Genomic DNA, 23,552 nt, shown 5'->3' with positions numbered 1-23,552 from the left:
GAAAACGACCTCGGTTCCTCAGGCGGGCGCGGGCCGGACGACGGTATCCGCTGCAGACTCGGCCTCGGCGACCGAGCGGGTCGTGACGCTCCGGCAGGTGAGGGCGACGGCCAGAACGTACAGCACCGAGGCCGAGGTGAACACCGCGGGCAGCCCGGCCGCCGTGGCGAGGGCACCGCCCGCGGCCGCGCCCAGCGGTGTGGACCCCATGCCGATCAGGCGGATGGCCGAATTGACCCGGCCGAGCAGGTGACCGGGGACGAGCCGCTGCCGCAGCGAGACCCGCAGGACGTTGGTGGTGGCGCCGGCGGCGCCCAGCAGTACGGCGGTGAGGCCGATGGCGGCGGGGGTGGGGACGAGGGCGGGCACGAGCAGCAGGACGCCGCCGGCCAGGTCGGCGATGACCAGTGTCCTGACCTGACCGGCCTTCTGCGCGACCCGGTCGGCCAGCAGCGACCCCGCCACGGCCCCGGCGGCGAGCGCCACCATGAGGAGGCCGTACTGGCCGGGGGTGAGCCCCACCCGGGACTCCTCCCCGACGACCCACAGGACGAAGACCGCGAAGTAGGCCGAGTTCGCGAAGTTGAGCGCACCCGACAGAAAGGCCAGGTCCCGCAGCACCCGGTGGCTCCACAGGTGGCGCACCCCTTCTGCGATGTCGTGGCGGAGCGGTCGGGTGGAGGGCTCCTCCACCCGGAAACGCCCGCGCATGCCGAGCAGGGCGATCCCCGCCACCGCGTAGAGCAGGGCGGGTGCCCCGAACGCGGCGGCGGCGCCGAGCCCGGCCAGGAGTCCGGCGGCGGGCCCTCCCAGGAAGTTGTTGCCGATGGTCTGCGCGGCGACGAGCTTGCCGTTGGCGTCGCCGAGCCGTTCCCGCGCCACGGTCATCGGCACCACCGACTGCGCAGAGGTGTCGGCGAAGACCTCTCCGGCGCCGAGCAGCAGGGCTCCGGCCAGCAGTACGGGCAGGGGGAGCGTCCCCAGCCAGGCGGCCGCCACCAGGGCGGTCAGGACCGTGACCCGGGCCCACGTGGTCAGAACCAGGATCCGCCGCCGGTCGTGCCGGTCGGCGAGCGCGCCCGCGTGCAGGGACAGCAGCAGCCAGGGGAGGGTGGCCGCCGCGCTGACGAGAGAAACCAGCAGTGGTGAGCGGGTCAGCGTGATCGCCAGCAGGGGCATGGCCACGACGACGATGCCGTCGGCGGTGTTGGACAGGCCGGAGGCCGTCAACAACCAGCGGAAGGGCCGAGGGGTCACCACTGTCTCCGATAACGTGTAAAGGAAAGTATGCAAAATTCTCTTTGCAAAGATATGGCTGCACGTAATGGATGACAAGACCCGTGATTCCGATCCCTCGGCGCTCGCCGGGCGCGCGGACCGAGAACTCGACGCAGCGGCGCTCAAGGGCCTCGCCCATCCGGTACGGCTCCGGCTGCTGGAGCTGCTGGACCACCACGGCCCCGCCACGGCGACCCAGCTCGCCGCCCGCACCGGGGAGAACAGCGGCTCGACGAGTTATCACCTGCGTCAGCTCGCGCGGCACGGCCTCATCGAGGAGGTGTCCGGCCGAGGGAAGGGCAAGGAGCGCTGGTGGCGCTCCCGCCGGTTCGGGTTCGACGGGGACCGGTTCCGTCGCGACCCCGAGACGGCGCAAGCGGCGGAGTTCCTGCTCGCCGACCTGCTCCGCAAACGGAATGCCGAGCTCGGCCGCTGGCTGGAGGAGTCGCGGACCACTCCCCGCGAATGGGTCGAGGCCACCGTCAACCTGCACGCTGTCATGCGCATGACCCGAGAGGAACTCGCCGGCCTCGTCCGGGAGATCTCACGGGTCGTCGACGCTCACCACGAGAAGGTGCGAGACCGGAAGGAGGACGCCCCCGGAACCGCGCGGGTCATCGTCAACTTCGACGCGTTCCCCGTCGGCCTCGGTGCCCAGGAGCCGCCTGAGTGACGCGCGGCCGCCGCGCGAGCGAGGCGGCGAGGGTCATCTCGCAGGTGCGGCCCGGTGTCTCTCCCGGAGGGGGCGAGCCATGCGTGTCACCGGTGCTCCCGCTGCGTCCGGCCTGATTCGGCGATCGCCTCGACCGTGAGCCAGACGTTGGTCGAAGGGTTGCCTCCCTTTCGGTTCGCGGAGACATGCGCCGGGTCGGTGTTCTGCGCTCGGCGACGTGCTGTTTCGTACCTCTCGTAGGGGAAGTCCTTCGGCAGGTGCTTGTCGTAGCCGGGCAGGTGCCTGCCGACCTTGCCCTGGACGACCGCGGAGGACAGCGTCGCCGAGCAGTCCTGGAAGTGCCAGAGCAGCCAGATCTCGAAGATTCCGACGAAGTATTTCACCTCGGTGACATTGCCCTCGCACATCACCGGGATCCGCTTTCTAGGCTCTCTCCGTGAGGGGACCCGCTCTAGGTGCTGAGGGCTACGCCGTGTGCTCGTGTGGCCCGGCGCGCCTCTCGTGGAAGATTTCGCGGACTTTTTCGAGATTGACATATGGGACGGCGCCGTAGCGTCCCTGGAGATAGCCCCGCTCTACGTTCTCGTTGCGGCGCGGGTGAAAATCGGTGAGTGGGGACAGGGAGGTCGCACCCTCGCCGTCCTTCTCGGTGAACCAGACCTCGTCCCGGGAGAGAAGGTCCTCCGAGAGGAGGTTCCCGAGCAATGTCGTGTCGTGGGAGGAGAAAAGCAGTCGAGCCCCGCGCCGGTTGATCTCGGGATCCTTGAACATTCGGATCAGGCTGGAGCTGAGCAGCGGGTGCATGCTGGAATCGATCTCGTCCACCACGAAGACGGATCCGCTTTCGAGTGCCCCGATGACCGGTCCGATAATGGAGAGCCATACTCGGGTTCCGGCGCTTTCGTCCTCGATGGACAGGGCGGTCGTGCTGTTCGCCCGCCGGAGCTGAATCCGGCCTGACAGGGTTTCGGGTTCCGACCCCGCGTCGGGCGCACTGCTCCCGTCTGATGTGGTGCGATATATCCGCTTGAATCGCTCGTCTGCCTCTGCGAGAAGCCTGTCCTTCACCAACTCCGCCCTCTCGATTCCGAGATCGGCAAGCTGGAGAAGTGTATTGATGTCCGCCGCCGCCGCGGGGTCGCGGAGGAGAAGCTTGGTCACGAGAAGGCGGCGGCGCTCATCGTGGTCGTCATGGCTGGCGAACTGGATGCATGTGACGATCTTCAGTTCGAGTGCGCTCAGCAGGGAGTGGTTATTGGACGCGGCGGAGGAGAGATAGAGCGCGTTGCCGCGTGTCAGCTTCGCAATGCGCCTCGTCTCTCCGGTGAGCATCCGGCTGAACTCGTAGGCATCCTGGTCCGGCCCCGTACGCTCGAACAGCCGGCGGGGACGACCATGCGGGAACGAATGGAGCCACTCGCCGCGCACGACCTCGTCGTCGACCTCGAATCCGTAGGTGTATCGGATTCCGTCATGAACGAAATCCAGCTCGTACAGCGAGGCGGTGGATCGGCCCTGTTCCGACAGGAGGAACGGGTGCCGGGGGATTCCTGCGCTCGGTGCCCATCTCGTCTGGGACGTCTCGACGGCCCATTGCATCCATCGCAGTGCGTCGAGGACGTTCGACTTGCCGGAGGCGTTGGCCCCGTAGATCCCCGCCACGGGTGCGGTCCGCGGGGTGCCGTTCGTTCGCTGTCGGCAAGGCCGCGCGATCGGGCCGCGACGAAGGACAGTGTCTGCTCGTCGCGTATCGATCGGTGGTTGGCCACCCGGAACCGCAGGAGCATGATGGGTCACCCCTCCTTCAACATGTGCTCAGCCTGCAACTTCAGCGCCTGTCTCGAAGGGAATCCCCGCAGAGGGCTGTCCAACTGCATCCTGCATGTTGACGTACGGCCGCCGCCCCGTCCACGGGGCGGCGGCCGTACGGGAAGCGGAGGTCAGGGGATGAGCAGGAGCTTGCCGGTGGTGCGGCGGGCCTCCAGGTCCTCGTGGGCCTGCGCGGCCTCGGCCAGGGGGTAGCGGCGGGAGACGTGCACCTGGAGCCGGCCGGAGGCCAGCCAGCCGTACAGGTCGGAGGCGCGCCAGGCGAGCTCGTCCTTGGTGGCGATGTAGGCGCCGAGGCTGGGCCGGGTCAGGAAGAGGGACCCCTCCTTGGCCAGCAGCTGCGGGTCGATCGGCGGCACCGGGCCGCTGGCCTGGCCGTACAGGGCCATCATGCCGCGCGGGCGCAGGGCGGCGAGGCTCTCGGCGAAGGTGGTCGCCCCCACGCCGTCGTAGACGACGTGCACGCCGGAACCGGTCAGGTCGCGGACCGCGTCGGCGAAGCCCTTGTAGCGGAGGACCTCGTCGGCTCCGGCCTGCCGGGCCAGCTCCTCCTTCTCCTCGGTGGAGACCGTGCCGATCACCCGGGCGCCGCGGAGCTTGGCGATCTGCGTGAGCAGCAACCCCATGCCGCCGGCCGCGGCGTGCACCAGCACGTCGTCGCCGGGCTTGACCTCGTGCACCGAGTGGGTCAGGTAGTGCGCGGTGAGACCCTGGAGCGTGACGGCCGCCGCGAGCTCGGGCACCACCCCCTCGGGCACCAGGAGCAGGTGGGAGACCGGCACGACGGCCTTCTCGGCGTAGCTGCCCATGACGCTCGCCCAGGCCACCGTGTCACCGACGGAGACCCCCTCCACGTCCTCGCCGACCGCCGCGACGGTGCCTGCTCCCTCGTTGCCGGGCACGAAGGGCAGCGAGAGGGGATAGCGGCCCATCCGGTGGTAGACGTCGATGAAGTTCACGCCGCTGGCCGCGACGTCGACCAGCACCTCGCCGGGGTTCAGCGCGGGGTCCGGGTAGTCCTCGTAGGAGAGGACCTCGGGGCCGCCGGTGGCGGAGACGACTATGGCGCGCATCGTGCGGGCTCCTTCGCTCAGGTCGGTGTTCCGAGCATCCCCAACCGCGAGCCGATCATTCGTTGTTCCCTCCTCAGGGCTTCTTCCCCGGGGCCGTGCCGCGCATCGTGAAGTTGTCGAAGCCCGTCTTCAGCGTGGCGCCGCTGCTCTCCCCGACCCGGACGATCATGCCGAGCTCGCCCGGCGGCAGCGGGTCGGGGTCCGTGACGGACTGCACCCGGGTGCCGTCCACCCACATGGTGAGCTGCATCCCCTCCGAGCCGGCCGAGCACTCGGCCTGGAGCCGGACGGGCTTGCCCTTCGTCACCTCCACCTGGGCCGGTTCGGTCAGGTCGCCCCCGGCGCTCTTGACCGCCCTGCGGATGCGGGCCTTGCCCGAGGTGTCGATCAGGAACTCGTAGCGGGTCGCCTCCGTGGCGTCCGCGCCCCGGCAGAACAGCCCGTACTCACCGGCGCCCGCGCTGCCGTTGCGGACCGTGACGTCGGCCCCGAGGAGCAGCCGGCCGGGGATGGTCGGGGTGGGGCTGGCGGCGGGGTCCGGGGTCGCGGGCGGGGCGGTCGCGAAGGGCACCGGCGCGGTGATGCGCTGGACGGCGTTCTCGCCGTCGGCGTCGACGGCGTAGTGCCCCTCCGGCGCGTAGCCGTACTTGCCGCCGTTCGCGGGGTCGTAGGTGCCGCTCCAGTCGCTCTTCTGGGTGAAGTCGTCCTGGTAGAGCAGGGTCAGGTCGGCGGGGGGCCCGCCCGCCGAGAGGGCGAGGTAGATCCCGAAGCCGCCGCCCACCGCGACGAGGGCCGCGACCGCCGCACCGGCGATCAGCTTCTTGCGCCGGACGGCCTCGGCCGGAGCACCGCCCGCGCGCCCGCGCCCCCCGTCGACCCCGGCCGGGATCCGCGTGTCGTCCTGCGGCCAGGCGCCGCCCGCCCCCGCCGGTACGGCGTGCGTGCCCGCCCCCGCCGGGACCGTGGGAGCGGGCCCGCCGGACGCGGCGGGCGCCCCCGGCCGGCCCGGCGCGGCGTACGGGTCCGGTCCGGTCGATGCGGTGTACGGGTCCGGTCCGGCCGGCGCGGTGGAGGCGGCCGGACCACCCGGTACGGCGTGCGTGCCGGGTCCGCCCGGGACACCGGTGCCGCCCGGCCCGGACCCCGCCCACGCGGCGGGCTCAGCCAGGGTGGGCGGGCTCTGCTGCCAGACCGCCTGGACCGAGTGCGCGGCCTGCTCGGGCGCGGCCGAGCGGCCGACCAGGTGGTCGAGGAGCTGCTGGGAGGTGGGCCGGCGGGCCGGGTCCTTGTCCATCGCGTGGGTCACCAGCTCGCGCAGGCCGGTCTCCATGCCCTCCAGCACGGGCTCGGTGTTGAGCACCTGGTAGAGCACCGCGTGCAGGGCCTCGCCGCCGAACGGCGCCCGGCCGCTGGCCGCGAACGCGACCAGGCAGCCCCAGGAGAACACGTCGCAGGCCGGGGAGACCGGCTCGCCGCGCAGCACCTCCGGCGCCATGTAGCGGGGCGTGCCGATGATCTCGCCGGTCCCGGTGACGCCGCTGAGCGTGTCGAGGGCGCGGGCGATGCCGAAGTCGATCACCCGGGGGCCGACCGGGGAGAGCAGCACGTTGGACGGCTTCAGGTCGCGGTGCACGACCCCCGCCCCGTGGATCGCGGTCAGCGCGGTGGCCACGCCGACCGCGAGCGCGTCGAGGCTAGAACCCCGGAGCGGGCCGCCCGAGCGCACGGCCTCCTCCAGGTTGGGCCCGGGGACGAACTCGGTGACCACGTAGAGCTGGTCGCCGTCGAGCGCGGCCTCCAGCACCGCGGCCGTGCAGAACCGCCGCACCCGCTGGGCCGCGTCGGCCTCCCGCCGGAAGCGCATCCGGAACTGCTCGTGCTGGCTGTACTCCGAATTGATCACCTTGAGGGCGGCCCGCTGGCCGTCGGGGGCCTGCCCGAGGTAGACGGTTCCCATGCCGCCCCGGCCCAGCCGGCTGAGCACTCGGTATCGCCCGATCTGCAGGGGGTCGCCCGGACTGAGGTTGTTCACCGTGATACCTAACCGCAAAAACGCCGTCGTATGGGGAGCTCAGCGTACCGAGATCCCCACGCGGGCATCAGCCGCGGCGGGAGCGGCCGGGACCGGGCGGTCGGCCGGCTCGACGGCGGCGGGGGAGGAGAGAGCCGCGCCGGGGGAAGGGGGAGCCGCGCCGGGCGCGTCAGAAGCCCTGGTAGGCCAGCCCCTGGACCTCCGAGCCGACCGGATCGGCCGCCGTGCGGACGCGGTGCAGGACGCTCTCCGTCTGGATCCTGGTGATCCGCCGGACCGTGGCCCCGCACAGCAGGGCGGAGACGGTCACGACGGCCAGCTCGACCGGGCCGATGCCGGTCAGGTCCGCCACCCCGGGGGCGGGGGAGAGGAAGAGCCGCAGGAGGAGGGCGAGTGCGGCCAGCCAGCTCAGCCACCAGGCGGCGAGCAGCGCCAGCCAGGAGGCGCGGTGGTCGGCCGGCGTGCGGGAGGCCCGCCAGAGGCGGTCCACCAGCACCGGCGGGGCGACCAGGTTGAGCCCGGGCGTGAACCAGCCGGCCAGGACCGGTGCCACGGGGGGACGGGAAGGGGCGCCGGAGGAGGGGCGGGACCCGGGGGCGCCGGTGACCTCCGCGGCGTACCGCCTGGCCCGCGCCAGCCAGACGAGGTGGGCGGCGCCCGCGGCGGCCGTGGTGGCGGCCACCAGGATGACCAGGACGGCGAAGACGGTGACCGGGCCGACGAGGGCCTGCGCGCCGGGGGCGCGCGGGTCGCCGCCGAGCGCGGCGATCTCCCGGGCCAGCCGCTCGCCGCGGACCTGCTCGAACACGGTGAGGGCGGTGACCGCGCAGACCTGCAGGACGAGGGCCGCCTGGACGGCCGAGGCGGGCCTCGTGCTGGGCGGCGGGACAGAGCGCATGTGAATCTCCCCCCGGCATGCGCTGAAGGACTTGCCTCTCTTCTATCCCGCCGGCGCCTCCGCCAATCAACTCACCACGCCGGACTCCCATGCCCACGCGGCGATCTCCACACGGTTTCTCGCCCCGAGCTTGCCCTGGATGCTGCCCAGGTGCGTCTTGACCGTGGACAGCGAGACGAACAGCTCGGCGGCGACCTCCTGGTTGGTCCGGCCCCGGGCCACCAGCCGGACGACGTCCAGCTCCCGCTCCGTCAGCGGCTCGACCAGCGGCCGGGAACGTCCTTCCCGGGGGCGGGCCAGGTGCTCCAGCAGGCGCACGGTCACCGAGGGGGAGACCAGCGCGTCCCCGGCGGCGGCGGCGCGGATCGCCTCGATCAGCAGCGTCGGCCCGCTGTCCTTGAGCAGGAATCCCGTCGCACCCGCCCGCAGCGCCCCGTAGACGTACTCGTCCAGGTCGAAGGTGGTGACGATGACCACCCGCATCGGGTCGGGGACGCCCGGGCCGGCCAGCAGCCGGGTGGCCTCCAGCCCGTCCAGCCGGGGCATCCGGATGTCGAGCAGGCACACGTCGGGCCGGAGCCGCCGGGCGTGCTCGACCGCCTCGGCGCCGTCCGCGGCGGTCGCCACGACCTCCATGTCCGCCTGGGCGTCCAGGATCATCTGGAAGCCGGTCCGCACCAGCTCCTGGTCGTCGGCGATGAGCACCCGAATCGTCACCCGGCTGATTCTGCCAGCCCCACGCGGCGGGTCGTTCCGATCCATCCGACTTTCGGCCGATCGGGCACCTCGGAGGATCGCACGCTCGGCCGATCCGGCGGCACCCCCGGACGAGCGAGGGTGCTCCCATGACTTCTGTTGTTCTCGAGGGATACGGCCTGACCAAGCGGTTCGGCCCGGCGACGGCGCTGGCGGGCGTCGGACTGGCGGTCGGCCGCGGTGAGGCCGTGGCCATCATGGGGCCGAGCGGGTCGGGCAAGTCGACCCTGCTGCACTGCCTGGCCGGGATCATGAAGCCGGACGAGGGGGAGGTGCGCCTGCTCGGGCAGCGCATCGACACGATGGGGGAGCGGGAGCGCAGCGCCCTGCGCCGGACGCGGTTCGGATTCGTCTTCCAGTTCGGCCAGCTCCTGCCCGAGCTCCCGGCCGACGAGAACGTCGCGCTGCCGCTGATGCTCGGCGGCGTCTCCCGGCGCGACGCCGTACGGCGGGCGCGGGAGTGGTTCGGCCCGCTCGGCCTGGGCGGCATGGAGGAGCGGCGGCCCGGTGAGCTGTCCGGCGGGCAGGCCCAGCGGGTGGCGATCGCCCGCGCCCTGGTCACCAGGCCCGCGGTGGTGTTCGCCGACGAGCCGACCGGCGCGCTCGACCAGACCACCGGGCACGACACGATGCGCCTGCTGGTGGAGGCGACCCGGGGCGGCGACGCCTCGCTGGTGGTGGTCACCCACGACCCGCAGGTGGCCCGCTGGTGCGACCGCACCGTCGAGGTCCGCGACGGCCGGATCATGACCGGGGTGGGAGCGTGAGGGCGGCGCTGGGACTCGGCTGGCGGCTGCTGCGCGCGGGCGGCCGCCGGGGACTGCTGGGCGCGGCCCTGACCGCGGTGGCGGTGACGGTCTCCACCGCGCTGCTGCTCTTCGCGGTCTCCGCGAACCTCGCCTTCGAGGGGCGGGGCGACCGGGAGGCGTGGCGCAACCCGGTCCCGGCCCAGGGGCGGGCGGTGGCCGTCCAGTCCGTCCGCGTGGACTACGTGCGCGACGAGCGGATCACGGTCGTGGAGCTGGCCGCGCTGGAGCCGGGGGCGCCGCCGCCCCCGGGGCTGGACCGCTTCCCCGCCCCGGGCGAGGTCTGGCTCTCCCCGGCCCTGGCCGAGCTCGCCCGCAGGCTCCCGGCCGACCAGCTGGCGGACCGGTTCGCGGGCAGGCGCGGCGGGACGGTCGGGGACGAGGCGCTGGTCCACCCCGGCGAGCTGGTCGCCGTGCGGGGCTGGGCGCCGGACTCCGCGGTCCTGGCCGGGAAGGGGGCCGACGAGCCGCGGGGCGAGGTCGCGCCCACCCGGATCTCGGACTTCACCGGGGAGCCGACGCCCGACGCGCAGGGCTACCGGATGCTCGCGCTGATCGCGAGCGTGCTGATGGCCGTGCCGCTGCTGGTGTTCGGGGGCGCGGCGGCCCGGCTCACCGTGGCCCGGCGCGACCAGCGCCTGGCGGCACTCCGCCTGGTCGGCGCCACCCCCGGCCAGGTGGTCGCGATGACCGCGGCCGAGGCGGTGATCACCGCGCTCGCCGGGGCGGTCGCGGGCACGCTCCTGTACGTCCTGCTGATCCCGCCGCTCACCGGGATCGAGATCGCCGGCGGCTCGTGGTTCGCCGCCGACCTGTGGCCGGGCGTGCCGTACACGCTCGCCGTGCTGGCGGCGGTGCCGCTGCTCGTGGGCCTGTCCGCGGTGGTCGGCCTGCGCAGGGTCGTGGTCGGCCCGCTGGGCGTGGCCAAGCGGGAGACCCCGCCGGGGATGCGCTTCGTCCGGGTGGCGGTGCTGCTGGCCGTCCTGGCCGTGGTGCCCACGCTCAGCGTCGGCAGCGGCGGCGGGATGATCGCGGTGGTGCTGGGCCTGGCCTTCCTCTCGATCAACCTGGCCGGCCCGTGGGTGGTCGGCCTGATCGGCAGGATCACCGCGGGTACGGCGCGCGGGCCCGCCCGGCTGCTGGCCGGCCGGCGGCTGGTGGACGACCCCAGGGCGGCCTGGCGGACCGTGAGCGGGGTGGCGCTGACCGGGTTCGTGGCGGGGTTCGTGGTGCTGCTGAACCCGTCGGCCGACCTGCTGGGCGAGGCGGACGCCTCGCGGCTGCGCGTCTCGGTCACCGCCGCCCGGGCGGACGCGGTCGCCGCCGAGGCCCGCGAGCGGCTGACCGCGGCGGGAGTGCGCGCCGGGACCGAGATCACCGGCGAGGGCGGGGAGAAGGTGCTCGTCGTCGCGCTCGGCGGCGGCCGGGCGGCGGCACCGGAGCAGCCGGCCAAGGGGGAGAAGACGGACGCCCGGGTGGACTCCCGGGTGGACGCGGCGCTGGTCGACCGGGCCCGCACCGCGCTCGACGGCCTGGTCCCCGGCCGGCGCGCGACCTCCATCGCCGACGACGACCGGTTCGGCCACGTGCTGATCGGCGACATCGGCACCGGGACGATCGTGGTGCTCACGGTCTCGTTCCTGGTCGCGGTGGTCAGCGCCGGGATCACCGCCGTCTCCTCCGTCCTCGACCGGCGGCAGACCTACGCGCTGCTCCGCCTGGCGGGCACCCCGCTGCAGGTCCTGGACCGGGCCCGGCGCGCCGAGACGCTCATCCCGCTGGCCGTCATGGGCGGCGGCTCGATCGCGGTCGGCCTGTTCTGCGCGCTCCCGTTCGCGATCACCGGGCTGGACGCCGGCGGGCTGGCCACCCTGCTCGCCTGCGTGCTCCTCGGCTTCGCCGGGGTGGCCGGCGCCGGGGCCGCGAGCGCCCCGGTGCTCCGCTCGGTCACCGAGAACCCCGCACCGCGCCCGGACTGACCGGCTTCACCGTCAGCCCAGGACCAGGTCGCGGACCGTGCGCAGGGAGGGCTCGTCGCCGAGTCCCATGACCAGGAGGCTGGTCACCGGGCTCTTGCGCCACGCCTCCAGCCGCTCGCGGATGCGCCCGGCCGGGCCGACCAGGGAGATGCCGTCGGCCAGCTCGTCCGGGACGGCCGCGAACGCCTCGTCCCGCCGCCCGGACAGGTAGAGCTCCTGGACCTCGGCGGCGGCGTCGGCGTAGCCCATCCGGCCGATGATGTCGGCGTGGAAGTTGCGGTCGCGGGCGCCCATGCCGCCGATGTACAGGGTGAGCATCGTCTTGACCCCGTCGAGGGCCGCCCGGACGTCGTCGGTGACCAGGGTCAGGACCATGGCCGCGACGTCGAAGTCCGGTCCGGCGGCGGCCAGCGACGGCCCGTACATCTGCTCGATCTTCTCGGGGAAGGCGAACAGCGGGAGCCAGCCGTCGGCGATCTCCGCGGCCAGGGCGACGTTCCTGGGGCCCTCCGCGCCGAGGTAGAGGGGGATCTCCGGACGCAGGGGGCGGGTGATGAGCTTCAGCGGCTTGCCCAGGCCGGTGACCCCGTCGCGGGCGCCCGCGGGCAGCGGGAGCGGGTAGTGCTCGCCACCTGAGGTCACCGGCCCCTCCCGGCGCCAGATCCGGCGCATGATCTCGGCGTACTCGCGGGTGCGGGCGAGCGGGCGGGCGAACGGCACGCCGTACCAGCCCTCGACGACCTGGGGACCGGACGCGCCGATGCCGAGCAGCAGCCGGCCGCCGGTGAGGTGGTCCAGCGTCATCGCGGTCATCGCGGTCGCCGCGGGGGTCCTGGCCGCGATCTGGGCGACCGAGGTGCCCAGCTTGATGCGCGAGGTGCGCGCGCCGTACCAGGCCAGCGGGGTGAAGGCGTCGCTGCCGTAGGCCTCGGCGGTCCACACGGAGTCATAGCCCAGCCGTTCGGCGGCCCGGACGAGCTCGGTGGCGTCGGCGGGGCCGCGCTGCCAGTAGCCGAGGTTCAGGCCGAGCTTCAGGTCGGTGCTCATGGTCGGGCCTCTCGTCCGGGTGCGCCATCGTATTGGAACACGTTCTATTTCACTTTGCGAAAGGCCCGGTGTCGAGATCGGGGCTTTGGGGAAACGTGACACTGTGCTGAACGCCGCCCGTAAGGCTCTGTGCCTGTTTCCTCTGCTCATCCTGGTTTCAGCCGCGGTTCCGGCCGCGGCCGAGGCGCCCCGGCGCCCCAACGTCGTGCTGATCCTGGTCGATGATCTGGGGATGGGAGATCTGGAGAAATTTCCGAACATCTGGAACGAGTTCGTCCGATCGGGTGCCGGTTTCAGCCGGTTCTTCGTGCCCAACTCCTGGTGCTGCCCGTCCCGTGCGTCCATCCTCCGCTCCCAGTACGTGCACAGCCACGGCGTGCTGACCAACACTCTCCCCAAGGGAGGGTTCGGGAGGTTCTACCGGAAAGGTCTGGAACGTTCCACCATGGGGACCTGGATGAAGAACGCCGGCTACCGGACCGGCCTGATGGGCAAGTACCTCAACCACTATCCGGGCCCCGCCCCCGCCACCCACGTGCCCCGGGGCTGGGACGAGTGGCACGTGCCGGTGCGCAGGCTGTACGACGAGTACGGCTACACGCTGAACGAGAACGGCAGGCTCAGGGCCTACGGCTCCGCGCCCGAGGACTACCTGACCGACGTGCTCAGCGCGAAGGCGGACGCGTTCGTCTCGCGGGGGGACGACCCCTTCTTCCTCTACCTCGCGCCGGTCGCCCCGCACCTGCCGGCCAACCACGCGCTCCGGCACCGCGACGCCTTCACCGGCCACACGGCCCCGCGCCCGCCCTCCTTCGACCAGGAGGACGTCGCGGCCGAGCCGTTGTGGCTGCGCTCGCGCAAGCGGTTGACCCCCGAGCGGATCGAGCGGACCGACGAGATCTACCGCGACCGGCTGCGCGCCATGCTCGGAGTGGACGACATGGTCGGATCCCTGGTCCGGAGCCTGCGCGCCGCCGGGAAGCTGGACGACACCTATCTGTTCTTCGGCTCCGACAACGGGTTCCACCTGGGTCAGCACCGGCTCGGGCAGGGCAAGACGACCCCGTTCGACGAGAGCATCAAGGTGCCGATGTTCGTCCGGGGACCGGGGATCCAGCCCGGCCGGACCGTCACGGAGGTGGCCTCCACCGTGGACCTCGCCCCGACCTTCGCCGGACTGGCCGGCGCCCGGCTGCCCGGCTTCGTCGAGGGCCGCTCCCTGCTGCCCCTGCTGCAGGGCCGGACCCCGATCGGCTGGCGCCGGAACGTGCTGGTCGAGTTCCACCGGCCGGGGAAGGCGAAGCCCTCGGCTCCGGCCCGGATCCCCGCCTACCAGGCGATGCGCACCGCCGGCCACACCTTCGTCCGCTACGCGACCGGCGAGTACCAGCTCTACGATCTCGCCTCCGACCCCTACCAGCTGCGCAACCTGGCCGAGAGGGTGCCCCGCTCGGTGATCGACCGGTTCGAGCACCAGCTCGACGCCCTGGTCGCCTGCTCCGGCGCGTCCTGCCGCATCGCCGACGCCGCCTCCCCACCGGAGTTCGCCGTCCCGTTCCCGGAGTTCACCGTCCCGTTCCCGGAGGTCGGGGGCTCCGTCCTCCCGCGCTCCGCCCGGTGAGCCGTCCGTGAGGCGGGCTCGGGTCCCGGCGGTACGGCCCGCCGCCCGGCGCCGTGCCGCCGGGCGGGACGAGGGCCGTCCCGGCCGGGATCAGCCGGTGCGGTCCGGCCGGTCCGAGGGGTCCGGAAGGTCCGGGTAGGCGCGGGTGAGGTGGTCGGCGATCGCGGCGGCCGCCTCCTCCGAGTCGCCGGACGCGACCGCCTCGTAGATCCGCCGGTGGTCGTCCATCAGCGGGTCGGTGACGCCGAGCCGCTCGACGGCCTCGACGGCGTGGCGCTGCACCGTGGCGCGCAGGGCGTGCATCGTGGCCGCGAGCAGGCGGTTGCCGGACAGCTCGGCGATCGTGAGGTGGAACTCGGCATCGTGCAGGACGAACTCGTCGGCGCTCATGGCCCGGTCCATCCGGGCCAGCGCCGCCCGGAGCCGGTCCAGGTGGCCGGGGGTGACGTTCCCGGCCGCGTGCCGTACCCCCCACTGCTCGATCATCATCCGGGTCTCGGCGACCTCGCGCATGGAGAGGCTGGACAGGCCCACGTGCAGCCGGAGCAGGTCGGCGAGGGCTTCGGCGGGGCGGGCGGTGAGCACCGCGCCCGCGTCGGGGCCCCGGCCGACCTGCGAGGCGACCACGCCCAGCGTCTCCAGCACCCGCAGCGCCTCGCGCACCGACGAGCGGCCGACCTGGAGCTGCTCGGCGAGCTGCCGCTCACCCGGCAGCCGGTCGCCGACCGCGAGGCCGTCCTCCGCGATGCGCCGCTCGATCTGGGCGATCACGTCCTCGAACGCCCGGGTGCGCCGGACCGGCTCCCATCCCATGCCGCCTCCCTCGCCGTGGTGGGGTGGTCCTTGTCGGGACCTTTGGTCTGACCATACTATGGTCAGACCAAAGGACGGAAGGAGCGCCGTGCGCGTCGCCCTGTTCATCACCTGCGTCAACGACACCCTCTTCCCCGGCACGGGCCGGGCGGTCGTGACGCTGCTGCGCCGCCTGGGGTGCGAGGTCGACTTCCCCCGAGCCCAGACCTGCTGCGGCCAGATGCACGTCAACACCGGATACCCGCAGGAGGGGACCCGGCTGGCGCGGCACTTCGCGGACGTCTTCGCCGGCTACGACGCGGTGGTCACGCCCTCCGGATCGTGCGCCGCCATGGTCCGCGAGCAGTACCCCCGGCTCGCCCGCACCGCCGCGGCGGCCGGCCGCTCCGCCTCCTCCGGGACCGCCCGGGGCGCCGGTGGGAGGGCCGCCGGACGGACGGCGGACCCCTCCTTCGCCGAGGAGGTGGCCGCGCTCGTGCCGAAGGTCCACGACCTCTCGGAGTTCCTGGTCGACGTCCTCGGCGTCACCGACGTCGGCGCCTACTTCCCGCACCGGGTGACCTACCACCCGACCTGCCACTCCCTGCGCGGCCTCCGGCTGGGCGACCGCCCCACCCGCCTGCTGGAGCAGGTCAGGGGATTGGAGCTGGTCCCGCTCCCCGGCGCGGAGGAGTGCTGCGGGTTCGGCGGCACCTTCGCCGTCAAGAACCCGGCGGTCTCCGCGGCCATGTGCGCGGACAAGGCGCACAACGTCATGGCGACCGGGGCCGAGGTGCTCTGCGCGGCGGACAACTCCTGCCTGATGCACATCGGCGGCGCCCTGGGCCGCCAGCGCACCGGGATCCGGGTCATGCACCTGGCGGAGATCCTCGCCGCCACCGAGGGCGGCGAGACCGCCGCGGCCCTCGCCGGGCCCGCCGCCCGGACCCTCGCCGCACCCGCCGGGGCGACCTCTCCCGGGCCGGCCGCGGGCACCCCCCCGGAGCCGGGTCCGGCGGTGCACGGGCGGACGGGGGAGGAGCGATGAGCGCCACCTTCCTCGGCATGCCCGCCTTCCCCCGCAACGCCGCACGGGCCGTGGGGGACTCGCAGCTGCGCTTCAACCTCCGCAAGGCCACGCGCACGATCCGCGGCAGACGGGCCGCGGTGGTCGGCGAAGTGCCGGGCTGGGAGGGACTGCGGGCCGCGGGCAAGCAGATCAAGGACCACACCCTGCGCCATCTGGACCGCTACCTGCTCCAGATGGAGGAGGCGGTCACGCGGGCCGGCGGGCGGGTGCACTGGGCCGCCGACGCCGACGAGGCCAACCGGATCGTCGCCGGCCTCGTCGAGGCCACCGGCGAGACCAGCGTGGTCAAGGTCAAGTCGATGGCCACCCAGGAGATCGGCCTCAACGAGGCGCTCGCCGCCCGGGGGATCACCGCCTACGAGACCGACCTCGCCGAGCTGATCGTGCAGCTCGGCGACGACCTGCCCTCGCACATCCTCGTCCCCGCCATCCACCGCAACCGCTCCGAGATCCGTGAGATCTTCCGGGAGAAGATGGCCGAGTGGGGGCGGCCGGCGCCCGAGGACCTCACCGACGAGCCCCGTGCCCTGGCGGAGGCCGCCCGGCTCCACCTGCGCGAGCGCTTCCTGTCGACGAAGGTCGCGGTCTCCGGCGCCAACTTCATGATCGCGGAGACCGGCACCCTGGTGGTGCTGGAGTCCGAGGGCAACGGCCGCATGTGCCTGACCCTGCCCGAGACGCTGATCAGCGTGGTCGGCATAGAGAAGCTCCTGCCGACCTGGCAGGACCTGGAGGTCTTCCTCCAACTGCTCCCGCGCTCCTCCACCGGCGAGCGGATGAACCCCTACACCTCCACCTGGACCGGTGCGTCCGAGGGACAGGAGTTCCACCTCGTCCTGCTCGACAACGGCCGCACCAGGGTCCTCGCCGACGAGGTCGGGCGCCAGGCGCTGCGCTGCATCCGCTGCTCGGCCTGCCTGAACGTCTGCCCCGTCTACGAGCGCGCGGGCGGCCATGCCTACGGCTCCGTCTACCCCGGGCCGATCGGCGCCATCCTCACCCCGCAGCTGCGCGGCCCGGAACCCGGGGCCTCCGCACCGCCCGGCGGCGGGCCGGCCGCTGCGACCCCGGCGCCGGGCGGTCGCATGCCGGCTTCTGCGACCGCTGTGTCCCGCGGTCGCATGCCGGCTTCTGCGACCGCTGTGTCCCGCGGTCGCATGCCGGCTTCTGCGACCGCTGAGCTGGACGCCTCGCTGCCGTACGCGTCGTCCCTGTGCGGAGCCTGCTACGAGGTCTGCCCGGTCGCCATCGACATCCCCGAGGTGCTCGTCCACCTGCGGGCCAAGACGCCCCACCCGCGCGCCGAGCGTCTGGCCATGCGCGCCGCCGGTTGGGTGCTCGACCGCCCCGTACGGCTGGCCCGCGCCCAGCGCCTGTCCGGCCGCCTGCGCCGGTTCGTCCCCAGACGCCTGCCCGGCCCGGCGGCGGCCTGGACCGACACCCGCGACATCCCCGACATCCCCGCCGAGTCCTTCCGCGACTGGTGGGACCGTACCGACGGAGGCACCCGATGAGCTCCCGCACCGGTGGAGGCACCCGATGAGCTCCCGCGACCTCATCCTGTCGCGCGTCCGCGCGGCCGTCGCCGGGGCGCCCGACGTCCCGCACACCCGGCCCCGCGCCACCCCTGCCGCGGCGGGGGAGCGGACGGTGGAGCTGTTCGCCGAACGGATCGCCGACTACCGGGCCGCCGTCCACGTGGTGGAACCCGCGGAGGCCGCCGGGGTGATCACGGCGGCGCTCACCCGCCGGGCGGCCGGGCGCGTCGTCGTGCCCGGGGGCCTGCCGGAGGAGTGGGCGCACGCCGTGCGGGCGCACCTGGGCGACGGGGCCGTGGGAGACGATCCGCCGCTGTCGGCCGCCGAGCTGGACGCCGTCTGCGGGGTGGTCACGGGCTGCGCCGTGGGGATCGCGGAGACCGGCACGATCGTGCTCGACACCGGTCCGGGACAGGGCCGCAGGGCGCTGACCCTGGTGCCCGACTACCACCTGTGCCTCGTGCGGGCCGGGCAGATCGTGCCGGGGGTGCCCGAGGCGGTGGCCGCCCTCGACCCGGCCAGGCCGCTGACCTGGATCAGCGGCCCCTCGGCGACCAGCGACATCGAGCTCGACCGGGTCGAGGGCGTGCACGGCCCGCGCACGCTGGAGGTCGTCGTCGTCCGCTGACGGCCGGCCGCCGGAACCGAGGCCGGGCGGCCGCCAGGCGTCGGCGGCCGCCCGGGGAGCGCCGGACCAGGCGGCCGGACGCGGAACGGGGAAAGAGCGGCAGGGTCAGAATCGGAGCACGGCGCCGACACCGTCGGGGGCGTCGAGCTCGGGGACGAACCACAGGGCGGCGTCCGTCACGCAGACCGCCCGGGCCAGGGCGGCGTCCGCGCGGTCCTGCCAGGGCTCGGCCACGCCCCACTCCTGCATCTCGTCGCGCTCCACCGCCAGCTGCGTCCCGTCGGGGCCGACCCACAGCAGGCCGTCCGCGTCGGGCCGGTCGACGAGGAGCAGGGTGTCCACCCGGCCCTCGCGCAGTGCGCGCGCCGTGGCGGCCAGGCCGGAGACGGCCAGTTCCTTGGCGGACCCCTCCCGGTGGCGCTCCAGCAGCTCCTCCCGCCTGCGGTCCAGCCAGGAGTCGATCGCCGACTCCACGTCCTGGTTGAACGGGAGCGGATCACTGCCCGTGGCCCTGCTCCCGTGGTCCACCGTGACCAGGACGGCGGAGGCCTCCTTGCCGAGGCCGTCCTGGAGCAGCGGCCGGGACTGCGGGTCGCCCGCCACGATCACCAGCTCGGCCCCGACGCGGCGGACCTCCTCGTCCACCGCCTCGGCGACCGCCCTGGCGTTGCGCGCCCAGGTCTCCTCCACGTTGTTCTCGTAGTGCCGCTGCGACCATCCGCCCTGCGCGGTCTTCTGGTGCGGCCAGTCCTGCACCTGCACCGCCGTACGGCGGTGCGCCCCCGAACCGACGGTGATCACGTCCGCGCCCAGGTGGTCGATGACCACCCGCACATGCGGCACGTTCTCACCCCGCTGGGCGAGCAGCGGCATGACGTGGGGCAGCGCCGACCAGCGGGCGGTCGCCCTGCGGGGCGGCTCCGCCAGGGCCTCGGTGTGCAGGATCTCGCCTCCCGCGGCGAAGGCCGCGCGGCCCGGCGCCGCCGCGTTCACGTCGGTGAACAGCTTCTCCAGGGCCGACAGGGTCGCCTCGTCCGCGCCGGCCAGCTGCTCGCTCAGCGCCTCCCAGCGCAGCTGGACCTGGTCGCCGCCCTGCTCCATGGCGCGGTCGGTGTTGAGGTACGCCGAGGCGAACGGCCCCTCGCGGTCGTACAGGGATCGGAGCATGTCCAGTTTCATCAGCACTCCTCAGCGCGGATACCCCGTCCTCGGAGTCCTCGGACGGGAGAGACGGATGCGCCCGCCTTCAGCGGGGGGAGGAGCGGTGAGAGCGGGAGCCCTGGCGGGCGGATGCGGGCCTCCCCCCTCGCGAACGGGGCGGCGAGGGGGGAGGCCCGCAGGTCAGCCCTGGTCCTTGTCCTCGGTGCCGTATCCGAGCGCCTGCGCCACGTCCGCCATGTTGGTGAAGGTCGCGTTCGGCAGCGACCGGACGGCGGAGATCACCGAGTCCGGGGCGCCCTGCTCCTGGGCGCGGGCCAGCAGGGTGTCGCGGTCGGCGGGGAACACGCCGGTGCCGCTGATCCACTTGGCCAGGTTGCCGCGGCGCTCCACGTCCGCGGGGGTCATGCCGCGCGGAGCACCCGGCTCGCGGTCGGAGGGCCGGGACGCGGACCGGGACAGGCCGCCTTCGCCCGGAGCCGGCATGGGCTCGGGCTCCTTCCACTCCTCGGCGTGCGTGGTGCCTCCGCTGCGGGTCATCCCCTGGGTCTCGTGCTTCTGCTGCTCGTCCAGTCGCGAACCGTGCTTGGCGCTTCCGCGTTCCATATGGAGCCACCCCTTTCAGCTGCGGATAATCCACACCCATACCCGGCGGCTCCGGGGCAAACATCCGGGCCGCTTCCGGAGCGGCCGACTTTGACCTGGGAATTCCGCGAGAAGAGGAGAACATGACCGCCGTCCGAGAACCGCTCTGGCCTGATCACCGCGCGACCGCCACTCTGGAGGACGAGGGCGGTGAGCATCGATGATCACAGTTGTCGGGGTCGACGGACGGGCGCTGTCCCCGCTCGCGCGGGCCAGGCTGGAGGAGGCCGCCGTGCTGGCCGGGCCCGACCGGCTCCTGGAACGCGTCGGCCCGCTGCCGGGCGGGGCCCGGGTGGTCGGCGGCCCGCTCGGCCGGGCGGTGGAGGCCCACCGGGAGCACGGCGGGCGGCTGGTCGTGCTCGCCGCCGGAGACCCCGGGTTCTTCGGCGCGGTCGCGGAACTGCGCGGGCACGGCGTCGTCCCGGAGGTGCTCCCCGCCCCCTCCCTCGTCTCGCGGGCCTTCGCCGGGGCCGGGCTGGCCTGGGAGGACGCCCTGGTCGTGACCGGTGAACGGCTCGACCGGGTGGCGAACGCCTGCCGCGCCCACCACAAGGTCGCCGTGCTCGCCGCACCCGGAGCCGGCCCCGCCGAGATCGCCAGGGAGCTGGCCCCCACCACCCCCCGGGCCCTGATCGTCTGCGAGGACCTCGGCGGCCCGGACGAGCGGATCACCCACAGCCGGATGGGCGAGGCCACCACGCGGCCGTGGAAGAACCCCGAGGTGGTGCTCGTCCTGGACCCGCTGCACCGGAGCCCGGACGAACCCGTGTGGGCGGCCGGCGCCCGGCCCGGTCCCCCGGGGTGGGCGCGGGACTTCGCGGGCGCGGGTCTCGATCCCGTGGTCCGGGCGTTCGTGCTGGCCAGGCTCGGCCCCCGGCTGGGAGACCTGGTCTGGGACGTCGGCGCGGGCGGCGGGGAGATCGCCGTGGAGTGCGCCCTGCTCGGTGCGGCGGTGGTGGCGGTGGAGCCCGAGGAGGAGGCCTGCGCCCGGCTGCGCCGCAACGTCATCGCCCACGGGGTGAAGGTCGCGCTGACCCGCGGCCGGGCGCCCGCGGCCCTGGAGCCCCTGGCCGCCCCGGACGCCGTCTTCGTCGGCGGGGGCGGGGCCGAGACGGTCGCGGCGTGCGCGGCCCGCGGCCCGCGGTCCCTGGTCTGCGCGCTCAGGACGGCGGAGGAGGCCGACGCGGTGCTGGAGGTCCTCCGCGAGCACGGTTACCGGGCCGAGAGCGTGCGGATCGAGGCGTCCCGGACGGCCGGTGGGAACCGCGGGGAGACCGGGGAGGAGACCGGCGGGGGCGGCGTGGGCCACCGGGCTCCCGGTTCCGGACCGATCTTCGTCGTGTGCGCCGCCGGCCGGGACCTGGAGAAGATCATCACTCCATGACCTGTCCGGGACGAACCATCATCGGATATCCTCGCCAGTCGCCGTTGCGTAATCCCAGGTCAAGGTCATTGGAGTCCTCCTCACATGAAGCCGCCGCTGCTGCTCATCGGGCAGGGCTCACTCGATGACGGCGGATCCGCCGAGTTCGGCAGGTTCGTCCACCGGCTCCGATGCCGCCTCGACAGGACCGCCGCCGACGTCTCCGGCGGTTACATCGCCAAGGCCAGGCCGCGTCTCAGCGATTCGATCGCCTCGCTGGTCGCGCGCGGGCACCACCGCATGGTGGCGCTCCCGCTGAGCCTGGCGGGAGACCTGCGGACCGGCACCGAGATCGCCGCCGCGATGGCCCGGGAGCAGGAGCTCCACCCGACGCTCGCCTGCGACTACGGCCGCCCCCTGGGCTGCGACCCGCGACTGCTGTCGCTGCTCGCCGAGCGGCTGGCCGACGCCGCCGCCGAGGTGCCCCGGCTCCGGCTCGTCGCGGCGGGGGGCGGACTCCTCGACGAGGAACCCGAGGAGATCGGGCTCGGCGAGACCGCCGTGGTCCTGGTCGGAGACGGTTCCGGTGACCCGATGGTCAACGCCGACGTGCACGGGGTCTCGCGCCTGTTCTGGGAGACCCACGCTCCCGAGTACATGACCGTGGAGACCGCCTTCGCCTCACTGGCCCGGCCGGGCGTCCCCGGCGGGATCGAGCGCTGCCGCCGTCTCGGGGCCCGGCGGGTGATCGTACTGCCCTATCTGCTGTTCGCCGGGGGCCTGCTGGAGAAGGTCTGGGGCCAGGCCATGGCCTACGCCGCGGGCCACCCCGACCTGGACGTGCGCTGCGCGGAGGTGATCGGCGACTGCGAGTGCCTGGCCGACGTGGTCGTCGAACGCTACGAGGAGGCGCTCGAAAGAGCCTCCCGCTGACCCCCGCGAGGACTCCGCTGACCCCCGCGAGGACTCCGCCGGCTCCCGCGAGGACTCCGCCGGCTCCCGCGAGGACTCCGGGGCACCGCGGGAGTTTCGGGAGGACTCCCGCAGGGCGCCGAGGAGGCTTCGGGGGTCCCGGGAAGGCCCGGCGAGGACACCGCGAGAGCCGCATGAGGGCTTTTGCGGGACTTCGCGGGGACTTCGCGGGGACTTCGCGGGGGCTTTTCCGGGACACTGATGGCATGACCATCCTTGAGCAGACCCTCGCAGCGATCCGGCCCGCCGACCCGGAGGCCGTCGCCGAGGCGCGCGCCCACCAGGACCGGCTGACCAAACCCCGGGGTGCGCTGGGCGCGCTGGAGGAGGTGGCGGTACGGCTCGCCGGCGCCGCGGCCGCCAGCCCGCCGCCGATCCCCGCCCCCGCCGCGCTGGCCATCTTCGCCGCCGACCACGGTGTCCACGCCCAGGGCGTGAGCCCCTGGCCGCAGGAGGTCACCCAGCAGATGGTGGGCAACTTCCTGGCCGGCGGCGCCGTGGCCAACGCCTTCGCCGCCCAGGTCGGCGCCACCGTGACCGTCGTGGACGTCGGCGTCGCCGCCGACCTGCCCCCCGCGCCGAACCTGATCGTCGACAAGGTCGCGTACGGCACGGCGGACCTGTCCGAGGGCCCGGCGATGACTCCGGCGCAGGCCGTGTCCGCGCTGGAGGCCGGCATCGCGGTCGCCCGCCGTCTGGTGGACCAGGGGGCCCGCTGCCTGGTCACCGGGGACATGGGTATCGCCAACACCACCGCCTCCGCCGCCCTGATCTGCGCGTTCACCGGCCGGGACGCCGCCGAGGCGACCGGCAGGGGGACCGGGGTCGACGACGAGACCCTCACCAGGAAGGTGGAGATCGTCCGCCGGGCGCTGCTGGTCAACGGCCTGGCCGGTCCGGCGGGTGGACGGTCCGGGGACGCCGGGGAGGGGCGGATCGCGGGCGGTGACGTGGCGGCCGGGCCCGAGAGGTCCGGAGGGCTTCCCGCCGGCGACGCGCTCACCGGACCCGCGCTGAGGACGCTCGCGGCCGTCGGCGGCCTGGAGCACGCGGCGATCGCCGGGTTCATCCTGGGAGCCGCGTCGCTGCGGGTGCCGGTCATCCTGGACGGGGTGATCGCAGGCTCGGCCGCCCTGGCCGCCGCGGCGCTCGCCCCCGACGCGGTGGACCACTGCGTGGCGGGGCACCGTTCAGCCGAGCCCGGCCACGCCCTCGCGCTCGCCCACCTCGGCCTGCGCCCCCTGGTCGAGCTGGAACTCCGGCTCGGCGAGGGGACCGGCGGGCTGCTGGCCCACCCCCTCGTGTGCGCGGCGGTCCGGGTGATGCACGAGGTGGCCACCTTCGACTCGGCGGGGGTCACCGAGAAGGGCGCCTGA

21 protein-coding genes are annotated in these 23,552 nt (G+C 73.8%); 10 read left to right on the top strand and 11 right to left on the bottom strand.

Annotated elements, in window-relative coordinates:
* Positions 1 to 18: 18 nt before the first annotated feature.
* Entirely contained in the window at positions 19 to 1,257 is a 1,239-nt protein-coding gene (locus tag IEZ06_RS25835; RefSeq protein WP_229798685.1) for an MFS transporter, read from the bottom strand.
* Between the two features lie 67 nt (positions 1,258 to 1,324).
* Between IEZ06_RS25835 and IEZ06_RS25830 the strand changes: the two genes are divergently transcribed.
* Positions 1,325 to 1,951: a winged helix-turn-helix domain-containing protein gene (locus IEZ06_RS25830; RefSeq protein WP_189239272.1), complete on the top strand. Its 627-nt coding sequence runs from the start codon at positions 1,325 to 1,327 to the stop codon at positions 1,949 to 1,951.
* 86 nt (positions 1,952 to 2,037) lie between these two features.
* Here the strand turns inward: IEZ06_RS25830 and IEZ06_RS25825 are convergent, their stop codons facing one another.
* From IEZ06_RS25825 to IEZ06_RS25800, 6 genes are all read right to left on the bottom strand, one after another.
* The gene (locus IEZ06_RS25825; protein ID WP_229798683.1) at positions 2,038 to 2,358 is read right to left on the bottom strand and encodes an RloB domain-containing protein; all 321 of its coding nucleotides are present in this window, start codon (positions 2,356 to 2,358) and stop codon (positions 2,038 to 2,040) included.
* Between the two features lie 58 nt (positions 2,359 to 2,416).
* Positions 2,417 to 3,613, bottom strand: coding sequence for an AAA family ATPase (locus IEZ06_RS25820; protein WP_189239270.1), 1,197 nt, complete (start codon positions 3,611 to 3,613; stop codon positions 2,417 to 2,419).
* 278 nt (positions 3,614 to 3,891) lie between these two features.
* Positions 3,892 to 4,851 (bottom strand): quinone oxidoreductase family protein, encoded by a 960-nt coding sequence (locus IEZ06_RS25815; RefSeq protein WP_189239269.1) that lies wholly within the window; start codon positions 4,849 to 4,851, stop codon positions 3,892 to 3,894.
* A 73-nt stretch (positions 4,852 to 4,924) separates the two neighbouring features.
* Positions 4,925 to 6,883 (bottom strand): serine/threonine-protein kinase, encoded by a 1,959-nt coding sequence (locus IEZ06_RS25810; protein ID WP_229798681.1) that lies wholly within the window; start codon positions 6,881 to 6,883, stop codon positions 4,925 to 4,927.
* 169 nt (positions 6,884 to 7,052) lie between these two features.
* Positions 7,053 to 7,781 (bottom strand): DUF4328 domain-containing protein, encoded by a 729-nt coding sequence (locus tag IEZ06_RS25805; protein WP_189239268.1) that lies wholly within the window; start codon positions 7,779 to 7,781, stop codon positions 7,053 to 7,055.
* 66 nt (positions 7,782 to 7,847) lie between these two features.
* Entirely contained in the window at positions 7,848 to 8,498 is a 651-nt protein-coding gene (locus IEZ06_RS25800) for a response regulator (protein WP_203872182.1), read from the bottom strand.
* A gap of 128 nt (positions 8,499 to 8,626) precedes the next feature.
* Between IEZ06_RS25800 and IEZ06_RS25795 the strand changes: the two genes are divergently transcribed.
* Together IEZ06_RS25795 and IEZ06_RS25790 are read left to right on the top strand one after the other, a co-directional pair.
* Entirely contained in the window at positions 8,627 to 9,304 is a 678-nt protein-coding gene (locus IEZ06_RS25795) for an ABC transporter ATP-binding protein (protein ID WP_189239266.1), read from the top strand.
* A complete protein-coding gene (locus IEZ06_RS25790; protein ID WP_229798679.1) occupies positions 9,301 to 11,322 on the top strand; it encodes an FtsX-like permease family protein in 2,022 nt (673 codons plus the stop codon). The genes IEZ06_RS25795 and IEZ06_RS25790 overlap by 4 nt, the downstream gene beginning before the upstream one ends.
* 12 nt (positions 11,323 to 11,334) lie before the next feature.
* Here the strand turns inward: IEZ06_RS25790 and IEZ06_RS25785 are convergent, their stop codons facing one another.
* Positions 11,335 to 12,369 (bottom strand): LLM class F420-dependent oxidoreductase, encoded by a 1,035-nt coding sequence (locus tag IEZ06_RS25785; protein ID WP_189239265.1) that lies wholly within the window; start codon positions 12,367 to 12,369, stop codon positions 11,335 to 11,337.
* Positions 12,370 to 12,472: 103 nt separating this feature from the next.
* On the opposite strand from IEZ06_RS25785, the gene IEZ06_RS25780 reads away from it, so the two are divergent.
* Entirely contained in the window at positions 12,473 to 13,990 is a 1,518-nt protein-coding gene (locus tag IEZ06_RS25780; protein WP_203872181.1) for a sulfatase family protein, read from the top strand.
* Between the two features lie 90 nt (positions 13,991 to 14,080).
* On the opposite strand, the gene IEZ06_RS25775 is transcribed toward IEZ06_RS25780, so the two are convergent.
* Positions 14,081 to 14,803 (bottom strand): FadR/GntR family transcriptional regulator, encoded by a 723-nt coding sequence (locus IEZ06_RS25775; protein ID WP_189239264.1) that lies wholly within the window; start codon positions 14,801 to 14,803, stop codon positions 14,081 to 14,083.
* Positions 14,804 to 14,891: 88 nt separating this feature from the next.
* On the opposite strand from IEZ06_RS25775, the gene IEZ06_RS25770 reads away from it, so the two are divergent.
* The 3 genes from IEZ06_RS25770 to IEZ06_RS25760 are packed head-to-tail and all read left to right on the top strand — an operon-like array spanning position 14,892 to position 18,038.
* On the top strand, positions 14,892 to 15,830 hold the full coding sequence (locus IEZ06_RS25770) for a (Fe-S)-binding protein (RefSeq protein WP_189239263.1): 939 nt from the start codon (positions 14,892 to 14,894) through the stop codon (positions 15,828 to 15,830).
* Positions 15,827 to 17,386, top strand: coding sequence for a lactate utilization protein B (locus tag IEZ06_RS25765; RefSeq protein ID WP_189239262.1), 1,560 nt, complete (start codon positions 15,827 to 15,829; stop codon positions 17,384 to 17,386). Before IEZ06_RS25770 ends, IEZ06_RS25765 begins: the two co-directional genes overlap by 4 nt.
* Before the next feature lie 25 nt (positions 17,387 to 17,411).
* Positions 17,412 to 18,038, top strand: a complete 627-nt coding sequence (locus tag IEZ06_RS25760; RefSeq protein WP_189239261.1) for a LutC/YkgG family protein — start codon at positions 17,412 to 17,414, stop codon at positions 18,036 to 18,038.
* 105 nt (positions 18,039 to 18,143) lie between these two features.
* Here the strand turns inward: IEZ06_RS25760 and IEZ06_RS25755 are convergent, their stop codons facing one another.
* Both IEZ06_RS25755 and IEZ06_RS25750 read right to left on the bottom strand, forming a co-directional pair.
* Positions 18,144 to 19,217 (bottom strand): baeRF2 domain-containing protein, encoded by a 1,074-nt coding sequence (locus tag IEZ06_RS25755; protein ID WP_189239260.1) that lies wholly within the window; start codon positions 19,215 to 19,217, stop codon positions 18,144 to 18,146.
* A 162-nt stretch (positions 19,218 to 19,379) separates the two neighbouring features.
* The gene (locus IEZ06_RS25750) at positions 19,380 to 19,802 is read right to left on the bottom strand and encodes a DUF2795 domain-containing protein (RefSeq protein WP_189239259.1); all 423 of its coding nucleotides are present in this window, start codon (positions 19,800 to 19,802) and stop codon (positions 19,380 to 19,382) included.
* A gap of 199 nt (positions 19,803 to 20,001) precedes the next feature.
* On the opposite strand from IEZ06_RS25750, the gene cbiE reads away from it, so the two are divergent.
* The 3 genes from cbiE (at position 20,002) to IEZ06_RS25735 (ending at position 23,552) form a co-directional block, all read left to right on the top strand.
* The gene (cbiE, locus tag IEZ06_RS25745) at positions 20,002 to 21,225 is read left to right on the top strand and encodes a precorrin-6y C5,15-methyltransferase (decarboxylating) subunit CbiE (RefSeq protein WP_189239258.1); all 1,224 of its coding nucleotides are present in this window, start codon (positions 20,002 to 20,004) and stop codon (positions 21,223 to 21,225) included.
* An 84-nt stretch (positions 21,226 to 21,309) separates the two neighbouring features.
* A complete protein-coding gene (locus IEZ06_RS25740; protein WP_189239257.1) occupies positions 21,310 to 22,137 on the top strand; it encodes a sirohydrochlorin chelatase in 828 nt (275 codons plus the stop codon).
* Between the two features lie 245 nt (positions 22,138 to 22,382).
* Positions 22,383 to 23,552 carry a nicotinate-nucleotide--dimethylbenzimidazole phosphoribosyltransferase gene (locus IEZ06_RS25735; protein WP_189239256.1) on the top strand — a complete coding sequence of 390 codons (1,170 nt, stop codon included), beginning with the start codon at positions 22,383 to 22,385 and terminating at the stop codon, positions 23,550 to 23,552.

Origin of the sequence: Planomonospora antibiotica (genome assembly GCF_014647955.1) — a bacterium.
Classification (GTDB): domain Bacteria; phylum Actinomycetota; class Actinomycetes; order Streptosporangiales; family Streptosporangiaceae; genus Planomonospora; species Planomonospora parontospora.
Note: the sequence above shows the minus strand (reverse complement) of the source record. Positions and strands in the feature narration are given on the sequence as shown.